Origin of the sequence: Paraprevotella clara YIT 11840 (assembly GCF_000233955.1) — a bacterium.
Lineage (GTDB): Bacteria > Bacteroidota > Bacteroidia > Bacteroidales > Bacteroidaceae > Paraprevotella > Paraprevotella clara.
In genome coordinates this window covers 173,358-189,254 of record NZ_JH376592.1, presented here as the reverse complement: position 1 = coordinate 189,254, position 15,897 = coordinate 173,358, and the positions used below count along the sequence as shown (strand labels likewise).

The window sequence follows — 15,897 nt, the reverse complement described above, 5'->3', positions numbered from 1 at the left end:
TACTTGTGACCGAGTTGGGGATGTTGATGTCCGTTAGGCTTGTGCAATCGCTGAAAGTTTCCGTTCCAATACTTGTGACCGAGTTGGGAATATCGATATTCGTAAGGTTTGTGCAACCGCTGAAAGCACGAAACTGAATTTCTAAGGTTGACTTGGGTAGAATTATCTTTGATATGACAGATGGTTTCCGTCTGTCCTCAATACAGAACATGAGCACACCGATAATATTATTCCTTGTATAATAGTGTACGGAAGAAGTTATTTGTACGGAAGAACTTATTGTATAAGGATTGCCTCCTTCAACGATTTGTGCCTCTGATAAATCTAAGAATCGTAGATTCTCTTGTGTCAATGTCCGAATAAATTTAATATCTGTACCATTAAGTTCCCCTGTAAGTTTGAGGTCGGTAATGTAAGGAAGCCTGCTTTCGTCAATCATGCCGGGTAGGGTTCCGGCTCGTTCTACGTGCAATGTGATTTGTTGTGCTTGTCCTTTAAGGTGGACAAGCAGTAACATCATGAATGTGAAGAGGTAAATTTTTCTCATAGAAGTTCTGTTTTAATATGTTGTTTGTTATAGTTTCTTCGATTTTTATTTTAGTGGAGGGTATATTTGCAAGCTCTTTTCAGAGGTGAATATAGCTTCTTCCTTTCCGTCCATGAATAATTTTATATTACTGGCGAATATAGTTTCTTTCTCATCTGTTTTTGCCTTGTCATGAGACAGTTGGATGAGATGCTTTATCTCATCATAAAGGTGGGGGATGAAGTCCTCTTGGCTGTAATCATAGTCGCTTTGGAATCTGATTTTCAATTCGTTCGTTGCCAATGTAAACTTTATCAGGTATTGTTTTGGAGTTCTGTTTGGTTCCATAATTTTAATTCTTTTATTGATTTTACATTTTCCTTTCTTGTCGTTCTCTGCGCAAGAGACCGACAAGGGGCTTATATGCCTATACAACATGAGGTTAGAGGATTCCCACGGCGTGTGTCATGCTGCTTTTGGAATATATTTTTCAAGAAAAGAATAAAATAATTGTATGGAAATGATTGGCTATCAATAAACTTTTCATAATTTTGCAGGTGGATGTCGGTCTCTTGCGCAGAGACCGACATTGTCGTTTTCTTCACGTTTCACTCGTAAACCGCCTTGCCGTGCCCGCTTTTACAACCCCTCGATAATCATGCGGTTTGCATCGTCCACTACCGATGTCCGGATAGAGTCGAGGTAGATGCGCGTGGTCTGTTCGTTGTCGTGGCCGAGGGCTTTGCTGATGACCGCAAGGGGCACATTCCTGTCCCGGGCTATGGTGGCCCAGGAGTGGCGGGCACAATACGTGGTCAGCGGTATGGGCAGGCCGAGCTGTTGCCCGATTTTCTTCAAATGCCGGTTTACTTGCTGCATCTTGCTTTCGTACTGGGTACGTTCCGTGCCGTCCTCCCGCGTAATGAGGGGCAGGAGGTAGCTTGTGGCCTTTTCCGTGGCGTACCTGTCTACGATGGCCTGCATCTGTTGTTCCCATCCGATAGAGAGGCTTTGTCCCGTTTTCCGTCGGCGGTAGGTCAGTGTGCTGTCCGACACGTCCGACTTTTTCAGGTAGGCCATGTCCACGAACGACATCCCACGGGTGAAGAAACTGAACATGAAGATGTCGCGGGCAAAAGCTGCCTGTGGCAAGCCGGACAAATCCATGCGGTAGATTCGTGATATGTCCTCTTGCCGGAGTGCCCGTTTCGCGGTCTTGTCCACTCCGGTGTAGACGTGCCTGAACGGATGCCGGTCGGCAGTCAGGCCTTGTTCCACAGCCAGATTGTAGCAGGTGCGGAACTGCCGGATGTAGAATGATGACGTGTTGCGGCAGAGACCTTGTTCCTTTAAATAGCTTTCATAACGTTGCACGAGGCCGGAGGTTACTTCGTCGTAACTCAAGTCGACATGCTTCCGGAAACGCTTGAAGCTGTTCAGGGCGGTGAGGCAAGTCTCTGCGCTGCGCGTCCGTCCTGTTTTCCGCCACATCATGCTGTGGCGGAGCATGAATTCAAAAACTTGCATAAAAAAAACCGCATCCGAAGTAAAATTCCGGATGCGGCAAGCTGTTTATAAATGGTTTGTCTCTTTTATTCTGACTGTGCAGACATTTCCTTGTCGATGGCGGCAATCTTTTCGCCAATCAGGTTTAATTCGTCTTTCAGCTTCTCCATCTTCTTGTTCATCTCGTTGAGGAGGCTGCTGCCCTTCTTAGAACTGCAAGTCAGGAAGCCCAGATTGTTTTCGTACGTCTTGATTTCGCTGCGTTTGTTTTCGTAGGCCCGTACCAAGCGTTCCCGTTCGCGGGACAAGCCTTGTCCGCCTTCTTTGGCATCGTTCTTCAAGTTATTCTTGAAGTTGTCCAGACGGCGGCGTGCGGCCGACATGTTCAGGGCTTTGAACAGTTGGTCTACCGTTTCGTGGTAAGCCTTATAGATTTTGTCTTTCTCTTTGAAAGGTACGAAACCGATTTCGTTCCATTCCTTCATCAGTTCTCTTACGGCGTCCTGTTTGTTTTCTTCCTCGTCAGACTCCAACAAGGCTTTCAGTTTTTCGATGACCTGCTCCTTCTTTTGCAAGTTTTCTTTTTCCTCCCCACGTTGGGATGCCGTGTTCTTGCCCTTCTGTTCGAAGAAGTAGTCGCAGGCACCGATGAAACGTTGCCAAAGGGATTCGGAATGCTTTTTAGGAACGGCACCGATGGTCTTCCATTCCTTTTGTATCTGCATGAGCTTGTCGGCCGTGGCTTTCCAATCCGTACTGTCTTTCAGTGCCTCGGCCTTTTCGCAGAGTTCCGTTTTCTTGGCCAAGTTTTGAGCCTGTTCCTCTTTCAGGCGTTTGAAGAATGCAGCCTTTTCCGTGAAGAACCGGTCGCATGCGCCACGGAAACGCTCGAAAATCTTCACGTTCATCTTTTGAGGGGCGAAACCAATGGTACGCCATTCCTTTTGCATCTCGATGATTTGCTGCGTCTGTGCCTCCCATGCAGCCGCCGTCTTGATGGCCGTCAGGTCGACGGCTTCTATTTTCTCGCAGAGTGCGGTCTTGTGTGCAAGGTTTTCTTCTTCTTTCTGCTTCAGTTCCTCGAAATATTGCTGATGACGTTTGTTCACAGCGGTAGATGCAGCCTTGAAGCGTGCCCAGATTTCTTCGCGCAATTCTTTCGCTACGGGACCCGTTTCCTTGAATTCCTGATGCAAGGCTTGCAACTGTTGGAAAGCGGATATGACATCGGCTTCTTCGTTCAGTTTCTCCGCAGTCTCGCAAAGGCGTGTCTTGATTTCCAGGTTCTTCTTGAAATCGTACTCACGGAATTCGTTGTTGAGCTTCAGTTGGTCGTAATATTGCTCTACGTACAACTGGTAGGTTTTCCACAGTTCGTTGGCTTTTTCTGCCGGGACGAGCGTCAGTTCCTTCCATTGGTTCTGGAGCTCTTTAAACTCTTTGTAGGCTTGGTTGGCTTCCTCCGGCGTGGCACTCAATACCTTGATCCGTTCCAGAATCTCTTGCTTTTTCTGCAAGTTCTCTTCTTTCTGTCGATCCAGTTCAGCCTGCAATTCAGCTCTTTTTTGCTTGATGACGTTCATGGCCGCCTTGAATTCGTCCTCGAGCACATTCGGTGTCGGAAGGAAAGCTTCGGGCTCGCCTCCGTTTTCGATGAATTGCGCACGGGCTGCCGCCACGTTTGCCTTATGTATTTTATAGAAAGCCTGTTTCAGGGCGTCCAACTCCTGTTTCTCGGCCGGAGCGTCGGCTTCGGCCAATTCCTTCACTCGTGCAACGACTTCTTCCTGTGTTTGCGGCACTTCTATCGTTTGATTTTCCGTTTCGTTCACTTCAGGTGCTACGTTTTCTGTTACGTTCTCTTCCGTCTGGAGAGTTTCTTGAGAGTCCATCATGTTACTTGTTTTAGTATCTGATTCGGTTTTACTATTCATTTAATCCGGCACAAATTAAGTATAAAAAACGGTGGAAACCTAAAAAATCTCCTGTTTTTTTACTTTGCCCGGCTTTAAATCCATGTTTTTCGCTTAAAATACCATACGAATGCCACGGTAATGCCCACGGTAAGCATCAAAGCCACCGGGAATCCCCAAGCCCATTTCTCCATGCCGTTGACCAGGTTCATGCCGAGCAAACTGGCGATGAGCGTGGGAAACATGAGGATAATGGAGATGGAGGTCAACATCTTCATCACGCCGCTCGTGTTGTTGTTGATGATGTTGGCGTAGGTGTCCATCGTCGAGTCGAGGATGTTGGCATAGATGGATGTCGTCTCGCGTGCCTGGCTCATCTCGATGTTGACATCCTCGATAAGGTCGGCGTCCAGTTCGTCCACCGGGAGTTTGAACTTCAGTTTGGAGAGCAGGGTTTCATTGCCTCGGATGGAAGTGATGAAATAAGTCAGACTGTCTTGCAGGCGCGACAAGTTGATGAGGTCCACGTTGTCCACGTTACGATCCAAGTGTTGCTTGGCTTTCTCGATGAGCAGGTTGATTTGCTTCAGCCGTTTCAGGTACCACACGGCAGACGAAAGGAACAGGCGGAACACCATGTCCACGGAGTCGGTGAATCCCAATCCGCGTTTTTGCTGATAGCTTACGAAGTCTATCATCATGTTCGTCTCGAAGTTGCACACGGTGATACACACCTCTTTGTTCAGGATGATACCGAGGGGAATGGTCGTATAAGGCGTACGCGAGCGTACTTCTTTCACGTAGGGGATACGCAGGATGATGAGTATCCAACCGTCGTCGAACTCATAGCGGGCACGCTCGTCGGTATCGGCGATGTCCATTAAGAAGTAATCGGGAATGTGGAGCGTATTCTCCAGATAATCTATGTCGTCCTGAGTCGGACAAGTAACCTGTACCCAGCAGTTGGGTTCCCACTTTTCGAGCGTGCGCAGGCCGCGGTTTGTATTCCAGTATGTTCGCATGAATAAAAATCCTCCATAATTATAACGGAACGGAGGCAGCTCCTTGCAAACCTCTGTCCTACTTAGTTCATATTTTCCGCGTGATAATCGTCCATTTTAAATAAACACTGTGATAAATTGCGGTGCAAAGATACGATAAACCGCTTGAAGTTACAAATAAAAAAACGGCTTTGGAGCCGTTTTTTCTATCTTTTTCCCGGATTATGCCGTTTCGGAGGTTTCCCGGGCCACGGCATTGGTCAGATTGACGAATTCGGCCACGGATAATTGCTCCGGACGGCGACCGAAAATCTCGGCGGAGAGAAATTCGGTGTGGTCTTTAGGCAGCCGTCCTTCCTGTTGTACCTTGTGGTCGGCATCGGCCAGCACAGGGCGGATGGAGTTGCGAAGCACTTTGCGCCGTTGGTTGAATGTGGTTTTCACCACTTGTTTGAAGAGCCGCTCGTCGCAGCCTAAGTCCGTTGTGGCGTTGCGTGTCATACGGATGACCGCGCTCTTCACCTTGGGGGGAGGGTTGAATACGTGTTCATGTACCGTGAACAGGTATTCAACGCTATACCATGCCTGAAGCAGCACACTCAGGATGCCGTAGGTCTTGCTGCCCGGCCCGGCGGCAATGCGTTCCGCCACCTCTTTCTGTATCATGCCCGTACAGCAAGGGATGAGGTCTTTGTAGTCGAGCATTTTGAAGAATATCTGGCTGGAAATGTTATAAGGGTAGTTGCCCGTAAGCACGAACGGCTGTCCGCCGAACGTCCGTTCCAGATGCATTTTCAGGAAATCGTCTTCTATGATGTTTTCTTCCAGTTGGGGATAGTGGGTGCGCAAATAGGCCACGGATTCGAAATCAATCTCGACCACTTTGAGGGGGCGGTCTTTGCGCACGAGGAACTGGGTCATGACACCCATGCCCGGCCCCACTTCGAGCACCGGGATTCCGGGGCAGGCATCCACCGTATCGGCGATGTCCTGTGCGATTTTCAGGTCTTTTAAAAAATGCTGTCCGAGAAACTTTTTGGGCTTGACTGTCTTCATTGTTGTTTTTTTGTTTTATTTTTGTGGGGACAAAGGTAATTAAAAAATAGACATAGGCGGCATTGGAAACTTCTAAGATCATTCGTCATGCGTTGAATTTTGCGATTAAGCGAGTGCAGACAGAGCTTGCTCTGAATCTGCCGAGCGTGAGCAAATTATTCAAAATAGCCTTTCCTTTGGTGTTGGGAGGCTTGATTTTGTGGTGGATGTACCGTGATTTCGACTGGAACGGGCTGTGGGACGCGTTGAACGACGGGATGAATTGGACGTGGATGTGGCTTTCCATGCCTTTCGGCGTGTTGGCGCAAGTCTTGCGGGCGGCCCGTTGGCGGCAAGCCTTGGAACCGTTGGACGAGCGTCCGCGTTTGTCTTCGTGCGTGCATGCCGTGTTCCTTTCATACGCCTCCAGTCTTGTGGTGCCCCGGGTGGGAGAGGTCTTGCGTTGCGGGGTACTGAAGAAATATGACGGGACTTCTTTTACGAAGTCCTTGGGGACGGTGGTGACCGAGCGTATGGTGGATTCCCTCCTGATGTTGTTATTGGCTGCTTTGACCGTCTTGCTGCAAGTCAAGGTGTTCATGGTGTTCTTTGCCGAGACGGGAGTGAGTTTTGAAGAACTGGCCGGACGTTTCTCGGCAGCCGGTTATTGGGTCACGGCGGCCTGTTTGTTGGTCGTGCTGGTCTTTCTTGCCGTTTTGGCCAAGCGGTTGGCATGGTTCAACCACACCCGTAACCTGCTCCGCAATGTGGTGGACGGTGTACTTTCTTTGCGCAATGTCCGTCATGTCCCTATATATATAATGTATTCGTTTGGGATATGGGCTTCCTATTTCCTGCATTTCTATTTGACTTTTTATTGTTTTTCCTATACTTCGGGATTAGGGATTACGGCGGCTTTGATTGCTTTCGTGGTCGGCACGTTTGCCGTTTTGGTACCCACGCCGAACGGTGCCGGGCCGTGGCATTTTGCGGTAAAGACCATTTTGGTGCTCTACGGCGTATGCGAGTCGGACGCTGTCGTGTTCGTGCTCATCGTACATACGTTGCAAACCCTGCTCGTCATCTTGCTCGGGCTCTATGCTGCGGGGGCATTGGCCTTTACCCGCCGGAGGTGCTTGGCCGGAGGGGAGGACGGAACGGAATAAATTGGATTGTTGAACCATAATATAGGTTGTTATGAACGAGATTAAGAACTTGGAACCGCAGATCGTATGGAAGAATTTCCATGCGTTGACCCGCGTTCCGCGTCCGTCTGGACATTTGGAGAAAGTGCAGCAATTCCTGTTGGATTGGGCGGCTGCGCACGGTATAGAGGCTTTTAAGGACAAGGGCGAGAACATCGTCATGCGCAAGCCCGCCACGCCGGGGATGGAGAACCGCAAAAAAGCCGTCATGCAAGCCCATATGGACATGGTGCCGCAGAAGACGGCGGAGAGCCGGCATAATTTTGAGACCGACCCCATCGAAACCTACATCGACGGCGAGTGGGTGAAAGCCAAGGGGACGACCTTGGGCTCGGACGACGGAATGGGGGTGGCGGCCATTATGGCCGTGATGGAAGACGAGAGCCTGGAGCACGGCCCGTTGGAGGCATTGATTACAGCCGACGAGGAAACTTGCATGTACGGGGTCAACCATCTTGCGCCCGACACGTTGACGGGCGACATCCTGCTGAACTTCGACAACGAGACGATGGGCGAATTTGTGGTAGGAAGTGCCGGAGGGGTGAACGTCACGGCATCGATTTCCTATAAAGCCGTGGAGGCAGATCCGGCTGACGTGGCGGTTAGAGTGACGGTCAAAGGTCTGCGCGGCGGACATTCCGGTCTGGAGATTTGCGAGGGTCGTGCCAATGCCAACAAACTGATGGCGCGGTTCCTGAATATGGCCATTCGTGAGAACGAAGCGCGTTTGGCTTCGTGGAAGGGGGGCAATATGCGCAATGCCATACCTCGTGAGAGCGAAGCGGTGGTGACGGTACCGGTTGATGATGTCGATGAGTTGCAGGGACTGGTGGAATATTGTACGGAAATGTTTGCCGAAGAATACCGCGGGGTGGAAGAAAACATCGTGATGACGATGGAGCGCGTGGATTTGCCTGCTACCCAAGTGCCGGAAGACATTCAGGACAATGTGTTGGATGCCATTATGGCTTGTCATGACGGTGTACTTCGCTACATCCCGTCCATTCCGCACATCGTGGAGACCTCGTCCAATCTGGCGATTGTCAACGTGACGCCGGAACGTGCGGAAGTGCTGATTCTGGCACGCAGTTCGAGCGAGAGCATGATGGATTATATCGGAACCATGTTGGAAAGTTGCTTCAACATGGCGGGTATGAAGGTGGAATTCAGTGGCCGTTACGGGGCATGGCAGCCTAATTTCGATTCGCAGATTACGGCACAGATGGTGGAAATCTATAAGGAAATGTTCGGCGAAGAGGCATTGGTGCAGGTAGTACATGCCGGTTTGGAGTGCAGTCTTATCGGGGAGGTATATCCCGATATGGACTTGGTAAGTTTCGGTCCTACGCTCCGTTCGCCGCATACGCCGGATGAGCGTTGCCATATTCCTTCGGTGGCCAAATTCTGGGCGTTCCTGAAAGAACTGCTCCGCCGGATACCGGAGAAGGCATAAATTTTTTCCATGAAGGCCATGGTATGTTTGGGAGATAATGGGAGGCATGCCACGGACGGATGGCCGCATGGCGTTGTGGAGATTTCTTACTGCTTTGGTTTGTATTCGTAAATAGCTGTGTTTTAGATTATTGAATACTCTAAAAAGTTCTCCTTAGATTCGCAAATCAATCTGCGCCAAACGAAAAATCAATCGCTTGAGACTGATTTTTCGTTTGGCGCAGAACGATTTTACGCTCTCCTCACTTGTCGTTTTGTCGTGGCTTTTCAGGTTTTTGGGCTTTGGGTACGGGTGAACTGGAAACCCGGTCGGTCTGTGATGTACGGTTTTTAGAATATTATAACGTTGAATAGTTTCATTTCTCAAGAAGAATGCCGTTATTTGCATAAATCAGTACTAAAAACCAAAAGAAATAACTATGAAGCAAAAAATCTTATGGAGTATATGCGCGATGTTCCTTTGTTTCGGAACAGGGTGCCCGGCTGCGAGTTTCGATGATTTATGGAAACAAGTGGAAAAATATGAAAGACAAGATTTACCGAAATCAGCTTATAAAGTAGTGGGACAGATAGCCGCCAAAGCAGACAAAGAGCAGCAAAAAGGTCAGCGGATGGCAGCTTTGCTCTACGGTTGCAAGCTCCGTCAGGACATCGTACCCGACAGTTTTTATTCCGACATTATGAAATTGGAACGGCTTAAACGGCAGACTGCCGACGAGGTTCAACGGGCGGTGCTGGCCTCCGTGTTGGGAGAATTGTATGAAGACAATGCCAACCGTAACCGGAATTACAGCGACCGGACGGACGCTCATCCCGACAGCATCCGCGAGTGGTCGTGGGAACAGTTCATGAAGGTCTCGTCGGAGAATTACCTGCTGTCCATGGCCCGTCCGGACTTGTTGGCAGCAGCCAAAGCCACCGACTACATGCCTTTTGTGGAAAAAGGGAAGGATGCCGGTTACTTCGGCGGGGATTTGCTGAATGTCATCGGACGGCGGGCTGTGCAAGCGAGGGCGAACAAGGGCGAAGGCTCGTATGTGCTCGATACGGTTTATGCCCGAATGTTGGCCGTTTATCGCGCCCAGGGAAACCGTGAGGCTGAATTACTCGTGTCCGTCGATTCCGTTGCATTTGCCCTCGAGCGGGGCGATGTGGAACTGGCGGGGCAAACCGGCGGCTTGTCTCCCGAGGAAACCGAGCGCGTGGTGTTGCAATCACCTGCTTATAAAGCTTACGAACGGTTGCTTTCCTGTTTCGGCGATTTGCCTCTGTCGGCGGAAGTGTATTTAGGAATGTTGGATTTGGAGGTTACTCCGGGCACGAAGGTGGCTTGGGCTGAGGAAGGATATGCGAAATATAAGGCATATCCGCGTGCCAAGGAATTGCTGAACCGAAAACGGCAGTTGGAAGCTCCCTTTGTTTTCCTCCGCTTCCCTGCGGAGGTTTATCCCGGCGTCCCGAACGGGTATGTCGTGGAACATCGCAACGTGGCAGGCATGTCGTTGAGTTGGTACCAGCTTCCCGATGGCTTTCCCAAAGCGTATGCGCGGAGGGCGGAGTATCAGAAAGATGAGGCTGCCTATGCGCGGAAATACGGGGTGTTGAGGAAAACGGATCGTTTGAATTGGCAGTCGCAACCGGCTTTCCTGCAAGTTGAGGATACATTCCGGTTGGCTTGTCCCGGCGTGGGCTACTTTGTGGTGGTCGGGAAGGCCGACGGTGTGGCTTCATCCGACGGCAAGATGGTGGCTTCTCTCCGTGCTTCACGTTTCGAGGTGGTGGCCGGGGACTTGCCGGACAGCACGAGCCTCTGCACGGTAGTCGATGCGCAAACTGGTGCTCCCATGCCGTCCGCCACCGTGGAGTGGTGTGCCGCAAAGGACGTGGTTTACTCCACGCAGACGGATGTCGAGGGAAAGGCCAGATGGAACTTTGCGGATTACAGGAAAAAACATGCCGACCGTTACAGCCTTTCCATCAAAGTGAGGAAAGGAGACGACCGTTATAAATATGAACATAGTTGCACCTTCCGGCAGCCTTACCGGACGGATGACGGAACGCACGGTGAGGAACGACTTTACACCGACCGCGCCGTGTACCGCCCCGGCCAGACGGTTTACATCGGGGGCTTGTGTTGGGACCGGAAGAATGACAGGGAACAGGCCGCAGGAGGGCGCAAGGTGGTACTGGCCTTGCGTGACCCGAACGGAAAGACCGTAGCTGAACAGACGGTGGAAAGTGACGAATGGGGAACGTTTTCTGCCACATTTGCCTTACCGGTGAAAGGGCTTTCGGGGCGTTATGCCGTGCGTACGGGGAACAACAGCGTAGGCTTTACGGTGGAGGAATACAAACGACCGACCTTTGAAGTCCGTCTGGATGAGATTACGGCGCGTTATCAGGCAGGCGACACTTTGTGCTTGGCCGGTACGGCCATGGGTTATAACGGGGTTCCGCTCCGGCAGGCTCGCGTGACGGCTGTTTCCGTTGTGGGCAGTTGGTTCTATAGGGTGGACCGTGGAGGAGAGGAAATTCCGATCGACACGGTTTATACCGGCGAAGATGGACGCTTCACGTTGCGTGTTCCGGTGCGTGAGGCCGGGAGGCGTGGACCAAGGTATGGTGCCCGACAGTTCGTGGATGTGTCGGTCATGGGGGCGTCCGGTGAGACACAGACGGCTAAAACGTCCTTCCCTTTGAACGAGGAAAGCTTGCGGCTTACGTTGGAGACCGGTACATATTGGACGAAAGACAGTTTACCCGCTCTCAAGGCTGTGGTGCAAACGAATGCCGGCGCCGAATTCAAGGGCAGGGTGGAAGTGACGGGTGAAATCTACCGGATGCAAGATGGGAAACAGGTGGAAAAGGTGCTTTCCGGCTTTGCCTTCCCTGCCAATAAGCCGGTACGCTTGTCGGAATTGTCCGCACTTCCGTCCGGCAGTTACGAGATGCAATTGCGTGCTGTGACGGAGTCTGATACGCTTGAATATGCCCATCCTTTCGTGCTTTTCAGTTTGTCCGACCGGCATCCCGGAGGCGGCGAAAAGTTTTTCTATTATTGTATAGACGATACGGTCTCTGCCGGTCGTCCCGCCCGTCTGATGGTGGGCAGCGGCGCCGACAGTGTGTCGCTTTTCTATATGCTGTTCTGCGAAGACCGCATTTTGGCAGAGAAAGTTTTCCATTTCTCGGATTCCATCCTGCATTTCGAGTATCCTGAGGTGCCTGCCGGGGCAGACGGCCTTCAGGCGATATTCTATTTTGTCAAAGACGGACAGTATTACGGCCAAAGCCAGCATCTCATTCGTAAACAGCCCGACCGTAGGTTACGCCTCTCGTGGACTTCTTTCCGCGACCGCTTGCTGCCGGGAAGCGAAGAGACTTGGAACCTCCGCATCACCCGGCCCGATGGCCTGCCCGCCCCGGCACAGTTGATGGCCACGCTTTACGATGCCTCGTTGGACGGCATACAGCCGCATGCGTGGAATTTTTCCCATTATGTTCCGCTCTCTTTGCCTCGTGTGGATATAAACAAGTTTTGGTTGTATGGCGGAGACAATATGTCCTACCATGCTTCGGTGCGGCGTGAATCCGTCAAGCCCCTACGGTTCGACTATTTCAATCCGATGATGATGGCGTGGGGCGGCTTGCGCACCGTGGAAGAGGTGCTCATGATTGCGGACAATAGCCTGGCAGTGGGCGCGGCACCGCGCAGCGGTAGGATAGCCGGGGTGGAAATGAAGTTTGGGAAGCAGAAAGCCGCATCTGCGGCCGGTGCGCCTGAATACATGGCTTTGAAATCACCCTCGGAGGAGGAGCAAGCTTTGGTGGAAGGTGTCGCAAAGGCGGAAATGGATAAGGCTCCGGGCGTGGCCGTCCGTGAGAATCTGAATGAAACGGCCTTTTTCTATCCCCGTTTGATGGCCGATACGAGCGGTGTGGTGACCTTGCGCTTCACTTTGCCCGAAAGCCTGACAACGTGGAAATTCATGGCTTTGGCCCATACGAAAGACATGATGGCGGGCTTGTTGACGGACGAAGTGGTGGCCGCCAAGGAGGTGATGGCTCAACTCAGCCTGCCGCGTTTCGTGCGGATGGGCGACCGTGCCACGCTTTCGGCTACGTTGTTCAACTTGACAGAGAAAACGTTGGAAGGCAAGGCCACGATGGAAGTGTTCGACCCGGCTACGGGCGAGGGTCTTTGGAAAGAGACGGTGAAGGTGGAGATGGAGGCGGAATCGGATACGGTGGTGTCTTTTGCCTACACACCTTCAGGCACTGTGTCCTTGCCGGCTTGCCGCATAATCTTCGAAGCCGGGGAACATACCGACGGGGAACAGCGTTACCTCCCCATTTTGGAGGACAAGGAATGGCTGACGCAGACGCAGCCTTTCGTGGTGTCGCACGAGGGGGATACGATGATACGGCTCGACGGTTTGTTCCAAGACAACCATCCTGAGGCGGAGCACCGTCGTCTGACGGTGGAATATACGGCCAATCCCTTGTGGTATGCCGTGCAGGCCCTGCCTTCCGTGCTGGAGCCACGGACGGATGATGTGCTCTCATTGGGCGCGGCCTATTATGCTTCCACGCTTTCTTCTACGTTAGCCGTACGGTATCCGCAGGTGAAAACGGCGGTAGAACTTTGGCAACGCGAGGCGGGTGAAGAGTTCAAAAGTCCTTTGTCTGGTGGGGAAGACCTGACCGGCATCGTGCTGGAAGAAACACCTTGGGTGGCTGATGCCGAGATGGAGACACAGCGGTTAACGGCTTTGCAACAGTTGTTCGATGCCAACCGTCAGGCTGATTTGCGCCGCCGGTTTGCTGAGGCTTTGGGTAAGTTGCAGCGTGGTGATGGATCCTTCGGTTGGTTCGAAGGGATGTCCGGCAACGCATGGCTGACAGGACGTGTGGCCCGTCTGTTGCTCCGGAGCGGAGCGGGCGTAAAGACAGACAGCCTCTTGACGCAGTATGTGGACGTGAAGAAGATGATGGTATATTTGATGGGCAAGGCACACGAAGAAATCATCACGGATAAGGAAAGCCTGCGCGAGCATAAAATCCATGCATACGGAGGTTCCTATTGGTTGGATTACCTTTATTTGGCAAGCCTGAGCGATGTGACGTGGTTTGATGCGTCTGTCCGTAAGGACTTGGGATACATGCAAAGCCGTATTCTGGATTGTGTGGAACAAAGAGAGGCTGACGGTAAAAGACGGATGGCGGGGGATAGTGACAGGCTATCTCTTACCGAAACCGCCCAGGCCGTCATCGTATTGCGCTATATGGGCAAGGCTGATGCCGCCGCCGGACTGGTACGTTCTTTGCGTGAACATTTAGTGGACGGGGCAGAAGGGTTGCATCTGGAATATCCGTCTAACGGTTTTGTGGGTTCCGACCGGAAGATTGCGGTGCATACATTGTTGATGGAAGCATTGTCTGCTCCGGGAAACACGGATGAAAAGGAACAAGAGGGACTGTGCCGCTGGCTGTTATCGCAGAAGCGTTTGCAGGCCTGGGGGACTACCACGAGCAGTATGGATGCCGTGTATGCCTTGATGCAAGGGCAAAAACGGGATTTGGTTTTGCGCTCGAATGATGTGGTTCGGTTGGAAAGTCCCAAGGGTGAAGAACTGGCCGTATTGAAATCCTCGGAAAGCAAGTTGGCAGGTTTGGGTACGGTGACGGCTACGGTGGAAGGCCGCGAGCTGTCGAAAGGTGCCGGTTTGTTGAAAGTGGAAAAGGCGGAAGACCGTCCGTCCGCTTGGGGTGCGGTGTATGCGCAATACCGTTTGCCGCTGTCCGAGGTCGGCAGTTCCGCTTCGGGTCTTCGCATCCGCCAAGAAGTGGACAATGAACATCCCCGGGTGGGCGACCGCGTGACGCTCCGTTACGTGCTCACGTCCGACCGCGACTATGAGTATGTCCGTCTGAAGGCGGGACGCGCGGCTTGTCTGGAACCTGTGGAATCCCGTTCGGGCTATGAATACCGCAATGGTTTGGGATATTATAAGGAGGTGAAGGACGCTTCGACGAACTATTTCTTCGAGCGTTTGCCCAAGGGAACTTACGTGATAGAAGCGGAATGCTACGTGGAGCGTGCCGGACGCTATGCCCTCGGTGCAGTGAAGTTGAACGGAGTGTATGCACCGGAATTCAGTGCATACGGGGCAGGAACGGTATTGGAGGTGAGCGAATGAAGTATATATTGAATATAACACTCGGTATGGGGATGCTGTGGCTCTCCGCAGGATATGCGGAAGCTCAGCAAGTGGAACTCTTGAAACCGAAAGATTTGGGACAGTGGAACATTCCGCCGGGGAATTACAGTGGGATAACGCCGATAGGAGACGGGCGCTATGCCGTGGTGAGCGACAAGGAGGTACAAGACGGATTCTTTGTGTTCCGTATCCGGCAGGATGAGCGGACGGGACAGGTGACCGAGGTGGTGAATGAAGGATTCCGTGGAACGGATTCCGCATTGAAAAACGGTAGGGATGCGGAGGGTGTGGCTTTCGTGCCGGAAGATTCTTTGGTGTGGGTAAGCGGAGAAGCCGATCAACGTATTGTGGCCTATCGGACGGACGGCACACCGGTACACCGCGAACTGGCTGTTCCTCCGGCATTGGGACGGTCGGCCATTACGCCGAATTATGGTTTCGAAGCTTTGGGTTACGACCGTGCGTCCGGACTTTTCTGGACCGTGACCGAGAATGCTTTGAAAGCCGACGGCAGGGTGGCAGAGCCCGGTGCAGGACATGGCGTTTGCCTTCGTTTGCAGAGTTTCGGGCGTGACGGGCTGCCGCGTGCGTCGTATGCTTATCCGTTGGACATGCCCGAATCGGAGGCCAAAGGAAAACAGTATGCTTTCGGGGTGGTCGCGATCTGGCCGCAGGAAGGCGGACGCTTGTGGGTGATGGAACGGGAATTCAATGTCCCGAAGAGGCGGTTGAAAGCCCGTACCGACATGAAGATTTATGAGGTAGTACTCGGTTCCGGAACGGCACTTCCGGAAAATACCCCGTGGGAACGGTTGTCCGGCTACGCTTTGAAAAAGGAATCGGTTGCGGCTTTTTCCACCCGCATGCGTCTGGTCAGGCCGAAACTGGCCAATTACGAAGGACTGTGCGAAGGAAGTCGTCTGGCCGACGGACGGCGTACATGGCTGCTCGTGAGTGATTCGCAGGGTGGTTATGGAAACAGATTGTGTCATTTGCGGGATTGGATTCGCGTTTGTGTCTCGCCTAAAATAAAATGAA

Annotated in this window: 10 protein-coding genes; 4 read left to right on the top strand and 6 right to left on the bottom strand. The window is 52.0% G+C overall.

The window, feature by feature from the left end:
* The 6 genes from HMPREF9441_RS04985 to rsmA form a co-directional block, all read right to left on the bottom strand.
* The coding region (locus tag HMPREF9441_RS04985; RefSeq protein ID WP_008618699.1) for a leucine-rich repeat domain-containing protein at positions 1-547 on the bottom strand (547 nt) is incomplete at its 3' end.
* Between the two features lie 45 nt (positions 548-592).
* Entirely contained in the window at positions 593-874 is a 282-nt protein-coding gene (locus tag HMPREF9441_RS04980) for a hypothetical protein (protein WP_244949623.1), read from the bottom strand.
* A gap of 291 nt (positions 875-1,165) precedes the next feature.
* On the bottom strand, positions 1,166-2,053 hold the full coding sequence (locus HMPREF9441_RS04975) for a site-specific integrase (protein ID WP_008618696.1): 888 nt from the start codon (positions 2,051-2,053) through the stop codon (positions 1,166-1,168).
* Between the two features lie 65 nt (positions 2,054-2,118).
* Positions 2,119-3,927: a DUF349 domain-containing protein gene (locus HMPREF9441_RS04970; protein ID WP_458692661.1), complete on the bottom strand. Its 1,809-nt coding sequence runs from the start codon at positions 3,925-3,927 to the stop codon at positions 2,119-2,121.
* 113 nt (positions 3,928-4,040) lie between these two features.
* On the bottom strand, positions 4,041-4,967 hold the full coding sequence (locus HMPREF9441_RS04965; protein ID WP_008618694.1) for a magnesium transporter CorA family protein: 927 nt from the start codon (positions 4,965-4,967) through the stop codon (positions 4,041-4,043).
* A 201-nt stretch (positions 4,968-5,168) separates the two neighbouring features.
* Entirely contained in the window at positions 5,169-6,002 is an 834-nt protein-coding gene (rsmA, locus tag HMPREF9441_RS04960; RefSeq protein WP_008618693.1) for a 16S rRNA (adenine(1518)-N(6)/adenine(1519)-N(6))-dimethyltransferase RsmA, read from the bottom strand.
* A gap of 62 nt (positions 6,003-6,064) precedes the next feature.
* Between rsmA and HMPREF9441_RS04955 the strand changes: the two genes are divergently transcribed.
* The 4 genes from HMPREF9441_RS04955 (at position 6,065) to HMPREF9441_RS04940 (ending at position 15,896) form a co-directional block, all read left to right on the top strand.
* Complete coding sequence (locus HMPREF9441_RS04955) at positions 6,065-7,147, top strand: lysylphosphatidylglycerol synthase transmembrane domain-containing protein (RefSeq protein ID WP_008618692.1); 1,083 nt, start codon at positions 6,065-6,067, stop codon at positions 7,145-7,147.
* A 31-nt stretch (positions 7,148-7,178) separates the two neighbouring features.
* On the top strand, positions 7,179-8,639 hold the full coding sequence (locus HMPREF9441_RS04950) for an aminoacyl-histidine dipeptidase (protein ID WP_008618691.1): 1,461 nt from the start codon (positions 7,179-7,181) through the stop codon (positions 8,637-8,639).
* Positions 8,640-9,057: 418 nt separating this feature from the next.
* Entirely contained in the window at positions 9,058-14,838 is a 5,781-nt protein-coding gene (locus HMPREF9441_RS04945; RefSeq protein ID WP_008618690.1) for an alpha-2-macroglobulin family protein, read from the top strand.
* The gene (locus HMPREF9441_RS04940) at positions 14,835-15,896 is read left to right on the top strand and encodes an esterase-like activity of phytase family protein (protein WP_008618689.1); all 1,062 of its coding nucleotides are present in this window, start codon (positions 14,835-14,837) and stop codon (positions 15,894-15,896) included. The genes HMPREF9441_RS04945 and HMPREF9441_RS04940 overlap by 4 nt, the downstream gene beginning before the upstream one ends.
* Position 15,897 lies beyond the last annotated feature (1 nt).

Coding starts and splice junctions, on each gene's coding strand:
- HMPREF9441_RS04980 (WP_244949623.1), bottom strand. CDS start 874: ATGGAACCAAACAGAACTCCAAAACAATACCTGATAAAGTTTACATTG.
- HMPREF9441_RS04975 (WP_008618696.1), bottom strand. CDS start 2,053: ATGCAAGTTTTTGAATTCATGCTCCGCCACAGCATGATGTGGCGGAAA.
- HMPREF9441_RS04970 (WP_458692661.1), bottom strand. CDS start 3,927: ATGATGGACTCTCAAGAAACTCTCCAGACGGAAGAGAACGTAACAGAA.
- HMPREF9441_RS04965 (WP_008618694.1), bottom strand. CDS start 4,967: ATGCGAACATACTGGAATACAAACCGCGGCCTGCGCACGCTCGAAAAG.
- rsmA (WP_008618693.1), bottom strand. CDS start 6,002: ATGAAGACAGTCAAGCCCAAAAAGTTTCTCGGACAGCATTTTTTAAAA.
- HMPREF9441_RS04950 (WP_008618691.1), top strand. CDS start 7,179: ATGAACGAGATTAAGAACTTGGAACCGCAGATCGTATGGAAGAATTTC.
- HMPREF9441_RS04945 (WP_008618690.1), top strand. CDS start 9,058: ATGAAGCAAAAAATCTTATGGAGTATATGCGCGATGTTCCTTTGTTTC.
- HMPREF9441_RS04940 (WP_008618689.1), top strand. CDS start 14,835: ATGAAGTATATATTGAATATAACACTCGGTATGGGGATGCTGTGGCTC.